Source organism: Pseudomonas sp. PS01298 (assembly GCF_029959745.1).
In the GTDB taxonomy this organism is placed as follows: domain Bacteria; phylum Pseudomonadota; class Gammaproteobacteria; order Pseudomonadales; family Pseudomonadaceae; genus Aquipseudomonas; species Aquipseudomonas aylmerensis.
Map to the genome: position 1 here is coordinate 25425 of NZ_JASCPP010000074.1, position 10083 is coordinate 35507.

The 10083-nt window shown below is 62.5% G+C and carries 8 protein-coding genes; 3 read left to right on the forward strand and 5 right to left on the reverse strand.

Going from position 1 to position 10083, the window contains the following annotated elements:
* Nucleotides 1-134: 134 nt before the first annotated feature.
* Both QMX97_RS22200 and QMX97_RS22205 read left to right on the forward strand, forming a co-directional pair.
* Nucleotides 135-1853: a C13 family peptidase gene (locus QMX97_RS22200; RefSeq protein WP_065910049.1), complete on the forward strand. Its 1719-nt coding sequence runs from the start codon at nt 135-137 to the stop codon at nt 1851-1853.
* A gap of 29 nt (nt 1854-1882) precedes the next feature.
* Entirely contained in the window at nt 1883-2524 is a 642-nt protein-coding gene (locus QMX97_RS22205) for an oxidoreductase (RefSeq protein WP_065910047.1), read from the forward strand.
* A 149-nt stretch (nt 2525-2673) separates the two neighbouring features.
* Here the strand turns inward: QMX97_RS22205 and QMX97_RS22210 are convergent, their stop codons facing one another.
* The 5 genes from QMX97_RS22210 to QMX97_RS22230 form a co-directional block, all read right to left on the reverse strand.
* Nucleotides 2674-2958: a YceK/YidQ family lipoprotein gene (locus QMX97_RS22210; protein ID WP_065910045.1), complete on the reverse strand. Its 285-nt coding sequence runs from the start codon at nt 2956-2958 to the stop codon at nt 2674-2676.
* On the reverse strand, nt 2951-3580 hold the full coding sequence (ubiX, locus tag QMX97_RS22215) for a flavin prenyltransferase UbiX (RefSeq protein WP_282397619.1): 630 nt from the start codon (nt 3578-3580) through the stop codon (nt 2951-2953). The genes QMX97_RS22210 and ubiX overlap by 8 nt, the downstream gene beginning before the upstream one ends.
* A complete protein-coding gene (gene mpl / locus QMX97_RS22220) occupies nt 3577-4926 on the reverse strand; it encodes a UDP-N-acetylmuramate:L-alanyl-gamma-D-glutamyl-meso-diaminopimelate ligase (protein WP_106802528.1) in 1350 nt (449 codons plus the stop codon). The genes ubiX and mpl overlap by 4 nt, the downstream gene beginning before the upstream one ends.
* Before the next feature lie 116 nt (nt 4927-5042).
* Nucleotides 5043-6101, reverse strand: coding sequence for a hypothetical protein (locus tag QMX97_RS22225; RefSeq protein ID WP_282397620.1), 1059 nt, complete (start codon nt 6099-6101; stop codon nt 5043-5045).
* 199 nt (nt 6102-6300) lie between these two features.
* Nucleotides 6301-8190, reverse strand: coding sequence for a sigma-54-dependent Fis family transcriptional regulator (locus QMX97_RS22230; protein ID WP_282397621.1), 1890 nt, complete (start codon nt 8188-8190; stop codon nt 6301-6303).
* 272 nt (nt 8191-8462) lie between these two features.
* Here QMX97_RS22230 and QMX97_RS22235 point away from each other — a divergent pair, with 272 nt between their 5' ends.
* A complete protein-coding gene (locus tag QMX97_RS22235) occupies nt 8463-9983 on the forward strand; it encodes an aldehyde dehydrogenase family protein (protein WP_065910036.1) in 1521 nt (506 codons plus the stop codon).
* Nucleotides 9984-10083: the final 100 nt, after the last annotated feature.

Sequence of the window (10083 nt, forward strand, 5' to 3'; positions counted from 1 at the left end):
CCCCCTGAATGCCCGCCGGCAAGCCGGCTCCTACGGATCTGTGGAAAGGCAAAATCCTTACCACAACAGATGTAAATTTATGTATGAAACCCGCAGCTGCGGCATACTCGGCGCTCAATTATCCGGATCCCGCTATGCGCCCACTCGCTCCCCTTGCCCTTGCCCTGTTGCTCACCGCTTGCGGAGACGGCGAATCGCTGTTGCCGCCCGATGCGCGCCTGCCCGATGGCGGCCGTTACCGGGGCGATGTGGTCGATGGCTTGCTGCAAGGCAAGGGTCGCGTGGACTACCCGAACGGCAGCTGGTACGCCGGGCAGTTCGACAAAGGCCAGTGGCACGGCCAGGGCGAGTGGCATGGCAGCAACGGCGAAGTCTATAAAGGCCAGTTCCAGCAAGGCCTGTTCGACGGCCAGGGCAGCCTGACCACGGCCGGCAGCCAGTATGTCGGCGGCTTCAAGAACGGTCGGCGCAACGGCGAAGGCACCCTCAAAGAGGGGCAGATGACCTATCGCGGCGAATTCAAGGACGACCAGTATTCCGGCCTCGGCCGCCTGGAGCTGGCCGATGGCAGCCAATACCAGGGCCAGTTCGCCCACGGCAAGCCGAACGGCGAAGGCCAGCGCAACGATGACAGCGGCAACCAGTTCAACGGCCACTTCGTGGATGGCCAACTGGAAGGCAACGGTACGTTCAACAGCGCTGACGGCGACATCTATGTCGGCCAGTTCAAGCAGAACCAGCTCAACGGCAAGGGCCGCTACGAAAACGCCGACGGCGATGTCTGGATCGGCCAGTTCAAGGAAGGCGCCCTCAGCGGCAAGGGCGAGTTGATCGGCGTGGACGGCAGCCATTATGTCGGCCAGTTCGTCGACTGGCGCTTTACCGGCGAAGGCCGCTTGAACCTCACCGACGGCAGCTTCTATATCGGCGGCTTCGACAGCGACAGCTATCAAGGCAAAGGCACCCTGGTGCTGACCGATGGCACGGTGCAGGCCGGTACCTGGGTCAACGGCATGCGCGTGCGGGATGCCGACGGCAAGCTGCTGCCCGATCCGCTGGAGACCGGGATCCTGGCCCAGGGCCACCTGCTCGACGCCGCCCTCGCCGCGGTGCCCGCCTCCACCTCGGCGGTGGAGCTGTACACCCTGGTACTGGCCGGTGACGGCAAACAAAGCGTGTTCCTGCGCGAAGCCGATTACGTCAGCAATATGCTCGCCACGCGCTTCGGTGCCCGCGGGCAGATTCGCCTGGTCAACCACCGCGACCATATCGCCGACCGTCCGATGGCCACGCGCGAAAGCCTGCGGCGCGCCGTCCAGACCCTCGCCGAGCGCAGCGGGCCGGAAGACCTGGTGTTCATCTACCTGACCAGCCACGGCACCCACGAACACGAGCTGGTGCTCGACCAGCCGCGCATGGAGCTGGCCGACCTGCCCGCCGATGAACTGGCGGCGGTGCTCACGCCGCTGAAGAATCGCGACAAGATCATCGTGATTTCCGCCTGCTACTCCGGCGGGTTTATCCCGGCGCTGAAAGATGAACACACGCTGATCATGACCGCCTCGCGCGCCGACCGCGTGTCCTTCGGCTGCTCCGAGGAAGCTGACTTCACCTACTTTGGCGACGCCCTCTTCGCCCAAGCCTTCAACCAGACCGATGACCTGCAGCAGGCGTTCAAGCTCGCGCAGCTGCATGTGACCGAACGCGAACAGGCGGACAACTTCGAAGCCTCTGAGCCGCAGATCTGGGCCCCCAAGGGCGTCATCGCCCACTGGCAATTATTACGCAAGCAGCAGGCACGAAAGGCGCTCGAAAGCGTCTCAATGAATAGCAAGGAAGCCAAAGGCAACTAAGCTGTAATGTGTAACAAGGGGGAAACACCATGTACCTGACACCGCAGCATATCTTGCTCGCCGGCGCCTCCGGGCTCACCGGCGAACACCTGCTCGACCGCCTGCTCAACGAGCCCACCGTGACCCGCGTGCTGGCACCGAGCCGCAAGCCGCTGGCCGAGCACCCACATCTGGAAAACCCGGTCGGCGACCCGGCGGTCTTCCTGCCGCAACTGAGCGGCCGGGTGGATATCGCGTTCTGCTGCCTGGGCACCACCATCAAGCAGGCCGGCTCTGAAGAGGCCTTCCGCGCCGTGGACCTGGACATGGTCGTGGCCTTCGCCAAGCGTGCGCGGGAAATGGGCGCACGGCACCTGATCGTGATCAGCGCGATCGGCGCCGACCCGAAATCCTCGATTTTCTATAACCGCGTCAAAGGCGAAATGGAACAGGCGCTGAAGGCGCAGGACTGGCCGCAACTGACCATCGTGCGGCCGTCGCTGCTGCTGGGCGAACGCCTGGAGCCGCGCCTGGCCGAGCAATTGGCCGGGCCATTGTCGCGGTTGATTCCGGGCAAGTACCACGGCATTGAAGTCTGCGAACTGGCCCGGGCCATGTGGCGCCTGGCGCTGGAAGAGCAGGATGGGGTGCGGGTGGTGGAGTCGGATGAGCTGCGCAAACTCGGCAAGTAACCCGATCTAAACCCCTGGCGCAGTTTCAAATGTGGGAGCGGGCTTGCTCGCGAAGGCGGTGGATCAGTCAGCTTATTAGTTGACTGGCATACCGAATTCGCGAGCAAGCCCGCTCCCACATTGGCTTTGTGGTGTCTTTAACATCCAGCTTAGAGACCGCCTGTGGCGTTAAACCCAACCCCAAGCACCGTCAACACCGACAACGGCAACAACAAGGTATCGAGCAGCGCACTGGCCGGCAGGTCGACGTGCGGATAGCTCGGCGCTTCGGCACCGAAGCGGTCCTTGGCGCAGCAGCCGCCGTTGATCGCATACAAATCCAGGCGCGTGCCGGCATACACCACCGGCGCGCCGGGCTGCGCGGCGTCCAGCGTGCGTGCGGTGGCGCAGCCCGCCAATTGCAACGCCACTATCACCCACAGTGCCTTATTCATCGCTGCTCAAATGGTGCTCGCCCCAGCGCGGCAGCATGTCCTGAGGGATGTTCAGCAGGTTGAGAATCCGCGCGACTACAAAGTCCACCAGGTCATCGATGGTCTGTGGCTGGTGATAAAAGCCCGGCGACGCCGGCAGGATGGTCACGCCCATGTTCGACAGCTTGAGCATGTGCTCCAGGTGAATGCTCGAATACGGCGCTTCACGCGGCACCAGGATCAATTGGCGACGCTCCTTCAGGGTCACGTCCGCCGCGCGCTCGATCAGGTTGTTGCAGGCGCCCGTGGCAATCGCCGACAAGGTCCCGGTGGAACACGGCACTACCACCATCGCCGCCGGCGCGCCGGAGCCCGAAGCCACCGGCGACATCCAGTCTTCCTTGCCGTAAACCTTGATCTGCCCCGACGCCGCACCGGTGTACTCGGTGAGGAACGCCTGCATCATCTGCACCTTGGCGGGCAACGCGACATCGGTCTCGGTGGCCAACACCAATTGCGCGGCCTTGGAGATCAGGAAGTGCACCTCACGGTCCTCGCGCACCAGGCAGTCCAGCAGGCGCAGGCCATAGGGCGCGCCGGATGCACCGGTCATCGCCAGGGTGACGCGTTCCGGGCCACTCATTTCAGCGCCTCGGCAAGCTTGCCATGCAGGCCGCCGAAACCGCCGTTGCTCATGACCACCACGTGGGTGCCCGGCTTGGCCTGATGCTTGACGTGTTCGATGATGCCGTCGATGGAATCACAGACGGTGGACGGCACTGTGCACAGCGCCGCAATCGCCGGCAGGTCCCAGCCGAGGTTGGCGGGGGCGTACCAGACCACCTCGTCGGCATCGTTGACGCTTTCCGGCAAGCCGTCGCGGTGTGCGCCGAGCTTCATGGAGTTGGAACGCGGCTCCACAATCGCGATGATCGGAGCATCGCCGACGCGCTTGCGCAGGCCGTCGAGCGTGGTGGCAATCGCCGTTGGATGATGGGCAAAGTCGTCGTAGATGGTAATCCCATTCACTTCGGCGACCTTCTCCATGCGGCGCTTCACGCTTTTGAAGGCGCTCAACGCGGCAATGCCCATGGACGGCACGACGCCGACATGCCGCGCAGCCGCCAGGGTCACCAGGGCGTTGGCGACGTTGTGCTGGCCCGTCATGTCCCACTCAACGATGCCCTGGGCCTCGCCTTCAAACAGCACTTCAAAGCGCGAACCGTCTTCGCTGAGCAATTTGACTTGCCACTGCCCACCCGCACCAGTGGTTTGCACCGGGGTCCAGCAGCCCATGTCGATCACACGCTGCAGCGCCGGCTCGGTGGTCGGGTGGATCACCAGGCCTTCGCTCGGAATGGTGCGCACCAAATGGTGGAACTGGCGCTCGATGGCCGGCAGGTCGGGGAAGATGTCCGCGTGATCGAACTCAAGGTTATTGAGGATCGCCGTACGCGGGCGGTAGTGGACGAACTTGGAGCGCTTGTCGAAGAAGGCGCTGTCGTATTCGTCAGCCTCGATCACGAAGAACGGGGTATCCCCCAGGCGCGCCGATACCGAGAAATTCTGCGGCACACCGCCGATCAGGAAGCCCGGGCTCATGCCTGCGTGCTCCAGGACCCAGGCGAGCATGCTGCTGGTGGTGGTCTTGCCGTGGGTGCCGGCGACAGCCAACACCCAGCGCCCCTGCAGCACGTGATCAGCCAGCCACTGCGGGCCGGAGACGTAAGGCAGGCCTTTGTTCAACACGTACTCGACCGCCGGGTTGCCACGCACCATGGCGTTGCCGATCACCACCAAATCCGGTACCGGGTCGAATTGCGCCGGGTCGTAGCCTTGGGTCAGCGCAATGCCCTGGGCCTCGAGTTGCGTGCTCATGGGCGGGTAGACATTGGCGTCGGAGCCCGTCACGTGATGGCCCAGCTCTTTGGCCAATACCGCCATTGACCCCATGAACGTACCGCAGATACCCAGAATATGAATGTGCATAGTCGACCTCGTAAAACATCGAGGCAGGTTAGCGCAGGGAGGGCGAAATCGCACCTTTTATACGGCCAAAGGCCGAGCGAAGAGCACCTGGGTACTACACTCGGCCCGGGCTGTGTTCAGGCGCTGGCTTCGGCTTTATTTTGACTGTCTTTCATTGCGGCCAGGAACCGCAACTTTTCATAAGCCTCGGTCATGCACGCAAACTTCTTTTCCATCAGGTCGAGGCGATCTTTCGGTTCAGTGGGGGTGGGCAACCCGGGCTTGTAGGGTTTGAACACCAGACCGTTCTGCCGCGAGGCTTTTTTCAGGTGTTGTTCCGATACTCCGAGCAACTTCTCGAGGTTACCCAGGCGCCCGACATTATCAGTCGGCCAAGTGTCATCCTTGGTAAATACACGGCTTGTATCCCCGAGTGTGAACATGACCGTCGTGGCCATGCCCAGCAATTTCATTTCAACCTCATCCAACTGTGCACTGATCGAATCTGCCGATGACGGGGTCGATTGCACGGGCGCAGATCCGCCCGTGGCCTTCGGCGGGCTGGTGGCCCCTGGCAAAAACGGTGGCGGCAGCACGCCGGGCGCATAGCTCGACTTGATGGACTCCCCCGAAGCGACAGAGCCTGCATAGGCCGCGACGTTGATCGGCGCACTGACCAGGCCGGTGATCCCCGCACTGATGAACGCATCACGGGCAACGCGGCTGGCATTGGGGCCTGTGGATATAACGCCGGCCTTGACCAGACTATTCGCGTCGATCACTCGCTTGGCGGCCTCGGCAACACTGATCGGCGCCTGCTTGCGCAGCTGAGTCATGAGCAATTCGTCACTCACCTTGATTTTGTTGGCATGCACGATCGCCTGCCCGGCCTCCTTGAACTTGTCCACCGACAGCGGCTGGCCTGGTTTCACGGAGGGGCCGGGCTTGGGCAAAGGCTTGGGCGCGGGTGTCGGCGGCCGGGGGATGGGCGCAGGCGCAATGCTGCCAGGCGACGGCAGGGAGGGTGGCGCTGAAGGCCTTCGTCCGAACCAGGAAAAACCCTTTATCGCCCTCTTGCTGCGCATCAAGGGCTGATCGGCAGCGTCGGCGTGTTGCTCCACGGTTCGCGCGGGCGGCTCTTCTATCGATACGGGCTGTGGAGGAATGAAAGAAACAGCAGGCGGTGCAATTTTCATTAGGGATACCCATTAAGTTTTTATTGTTTGAAAGTTCACTTGGCGTTACCCAAGTTGAGTAACGCCGTGGCACTTAACAGTTCCTGTCAGAGCAGCCCAATACAACTTGAACGGGTTATTCCAACTTAACAATAAAAGGACTTAATGACTGATAACTGCAGAACATCCTCCCTACAAGAACCGTCGAAAAACACCGAACCTATACCCCGGCCAACCGCGTGATCCGATGTTTGCGCAACTTGCGATACAGAGTATTGCGGCTTACCCCCAAGTGCTCGGCAGTTTGGGTCATATGCCAGTGCTGACGCTCCAGCGCCGCCAGCAAGGTCTGGCGCTCGGCATCATCGAGTGGCAACTCGGTGACCTTGTGCGCAGGCGCCTGTCGCAGCAACGCGGGTAAGTCCACCAGCCCCACACGCCCGTCATCACAAAGGGCGACCAGCGTGCGCAATACCGTGCGCATTTGCCGAACGTTGCCCGGCCAGGCGAACGCCAGCAGTGCCTGGCGTGCGGCGGGTTCGAGGCTGACCGACTGGCCCGCTGATTCCTCAGCCAGCAGGAAGTCGAGCAACTGAGGCCGGTCACTGCGCTCGCGCAACGGCGGCAACGCGACTTCAAGGCCATTGAGCCGGTAGTACAAGTCTTCGCGAAAACTGCCGTCCTGCACGCGCCCGAGCAAGTCACGGTGAGTTGCGCTGATAATCCTGACGTTCACCGCCTGAGGCTCACCGCCGAGGGGCACCACCATGCGGTCCTCCAGCACCCTTAATAGACGGGTCTGCAATGCCAGCGGCATGTCACCGATTTCATCGAGGAACAGCGTACCGCCGTCAGCCTGTTGCAGCTTGCCCTGCATACCCTCCTTGCGCGCGCCGGTGAAGCTGCCGCCGCGATAGCCGAACAGCTCGCTTTCGATCAGGCTTTCCGGGATGGCGGCACAGTTGAGGGCCACGAAAGCCTCGTCGGCGCGCTGGCTGGCCTGATGCACCGCCTTGGCGAACGCCTCTTTGCCGGAACCGGTTTCGCCGTTGATCAGCAAGGGCACGTCGCGCTCGAATACCCGCAATGCCTTGCGAAAATCATTCTGCAGCGCCGGGTCGCCCAGGTAGATACCGGGCAGGCGCGGCCGCGCAGGTTCCGGCTTGAGCAATGACGCGGGCTGGCTGCGCGCTTGCCCACGCAGGGCGGCGAACAGGTGCCGGCCATCCCGCGTGCGCAAGGGCCAACTGGCGGTGGCATTGGCGCTGGCGCGACCGAGCAGTTGATCCAGTGAACACTCGAAAAACGCCTCCACCGGCTGCCCCAGCAGACCACCGCGCCCCTGCCCCAGCAGGTTCAGCGCACTCTGGTTGACCGCACAGATGCGCCCTTCGCCGTCGAACGCCAGCAACCCTTCACTGAACAGGCCCACGGATTCGGCCTGCAGGTGAAAGCGCAGCAACCAGTGGTGTTCAAAGTGACGCAGGAAGTAGCAACTCTCGATCATCTTCGCCGACAGGTTGACCAGCGCCATGGTGTGGAACTGGCTCTGGCGCGAGACGGCTTCGCGGGCCGAGGACACATCCAGCACGGCCAACAGCTCACCGTGGGGATCGAACACCGGGCTCGCCGAACAGGTCAGCCCGGTATGCCGGCCACGAAAATGCTCATCACGGTGAATCGTCAGGGATTGGCGCTCCACCAGGCAGGTGCCGATGCCATTGGTGCCTTCGCAGGCCTCACTCCAATCGGCGCCCAGCCACAGCCCGGCGCGCTCGAAGATCCTGCGCTCGGACGGCGCGGTGACACAGTTGAGGATCACGCCACGCGCATCCGTCAGCAGCACGGCATGGCCGGCACCCGAGAGCTGCTGGTGCAGGCTGTTCATCTCGCTGCCCGCGATCTGCAATACCTGTTGCAAGCGTTCGCGGCTTTCCAGCAGACGGCCATGCTCGAGCACGGTGGGGGCGATGGTTTGCGCAGGGTCGAGGTGGTAGTCCTCCAGGCACCGCAGCCAGGAGCGGGCAATGGACGGGTCGCTGGACGGATCGCGGCCATGGGCCACGGTGAGGACTTGCTGGGCATGGCGACTGAAATGATCGTTGTGCATTTCTTATTATTCTCCCTGCGTGAGAACAACCAGCATCCCCCAGGCATCCGGCCAATGCAATCCCGGGGCGACCCGTCGGTCACCGGCTGTACCGCCCACGGCACAAACTGTCACCCAGGCTGTACCGAAGGTGTCACAGCAACGCCTTGCAACAAACCCCAAGCCCTTGATTTACCTGGCCCACAAAGCACTGGCCCAACCTTTGCTCTACGCTTAATCAAGCGCTTTTGCGCGCTGTACTCCAATAAACATAAAAGCCAGGAGAATCCACCATGCGTTACGCACACCCCGGTACCGAAGGCGCGATCGTTTCGTTCAAGGCCAAGTACGGCAACTACATTGGTGGCGAATTCGTTGCGCCGGTCGATGGCAACTATTTCACCAACACCTCGCCGGTCAACGGCAAGCCCATCGCCGAATTCCCGCGCTCCACTGCCAAAGACATCGACAAGGCACTCGACGCCGCCCACGCCGCCGCCGACGCCTGGGGCAAGACCTCGGCCCAGGACCGCTCGCTGGTGCTGCTGAAAATCGCCGATCGCATCGAACAGAACCTCGAACTGCTGGCCATCACCGAAACCTGGGACAACGGCAAGGCCGTGCGTGAAACCCTCAACGCCGACATCCCGCTGGCCGCCGACCACTTCCGCTACTTCGCCGGCTGCATCCGTGCCCAGGAAGGCACCAGCGCCGAAATCAACGAACACACCGCGTCCTACCACTTTCACGAACCGCTCGGCGTGGTCGGCCAGATCATCCCGTGGAACTTCCCGCTGCTGATGGCCGCGTGGAAACTCGCCCCGGCCCTGGCCGCCGGTAACTGCGTAGTGCTCAAGCCTGCCGAGCAAACCCCGCTGGGCATCAACGTGTTGCTCGAAGTCATCGGCGACCTGCTGCCGCCGGGCGTACTGAATGTGGTGCACGGCTTCGGCAAGGAAGCTGGCGAGGCCCTGGCCACCAGCAAGCGCATCGCCAAGATCGCCTTCACCGGCTCCACCCCCGTGGGTTCGCACATCATGCATGCGGCGGCGGAGAACATCATTCCGTCCACCGTTGAGCTGGGCGGCAAGTCGCCGAACATCTTCTTTGCGGACATCATGAAAGCCGAGCCGACTTTTATCGAAAAAGCCGCTGAAGGCCTGGTGCTGGCGTTCTTCAACCAAGGCGAAGTGTGCACCTGCCCTTCGCGCGCCCTGGTGGAAGAGTCGATCTACGACGACTTCATGAAAGTGGTGATGAAAAAGATCGAGCAGATCAAGCGTGGCGATCCGCTGGACACCGACACCATGGTCGGCGCCCAGGCGTCCGAGCAGCAGTTCGACAAGATCCTTTCCTACCTGGAAATCGCCAAGGGCGAAGGCGCGCAGCTGCTGACCGGCGGCAAGGTCGAGCAGCTCACCGGCGACATGGCCGGCGGGTATTACATCCAGCCGACCCTGCTCAAGGGCACCAACGAAATGCGCGTGTTCCAGGAAGAAATCTTTGGCCCGGTGGTGAGCATCACCACCTTCAAGGACGAAGCCGAAGCCCTGGCTATCGCCAACGACACCGAGTTCGGCCTGGGCGCCGGCGTGTGGACCCGCGACATCAACCGCGCCTACCGCATGGGCCGCGCGATCAAGGCCGGCCGCGTGTGGACCAACTGCTATCACCTGTACCCGGCGCATGCCGCGTTCGGCGGCTACAAGAAATCCGGCGTGGGCCGTGAGACCCACAAGATGATGCTCGACCACTATCAGCAGACCAAAAACCTGCTGGTGAGCTACGACATCAATCCGCTGGGCTTCTTCTAACCGACAACCCGCTCCCACATTTGAAATGCAATAAAAATGTGGGAGCGGGCTTGCTCGCGAATGCGGTGGGTCAGCCTAAGACTCAGTGACTGACACACCG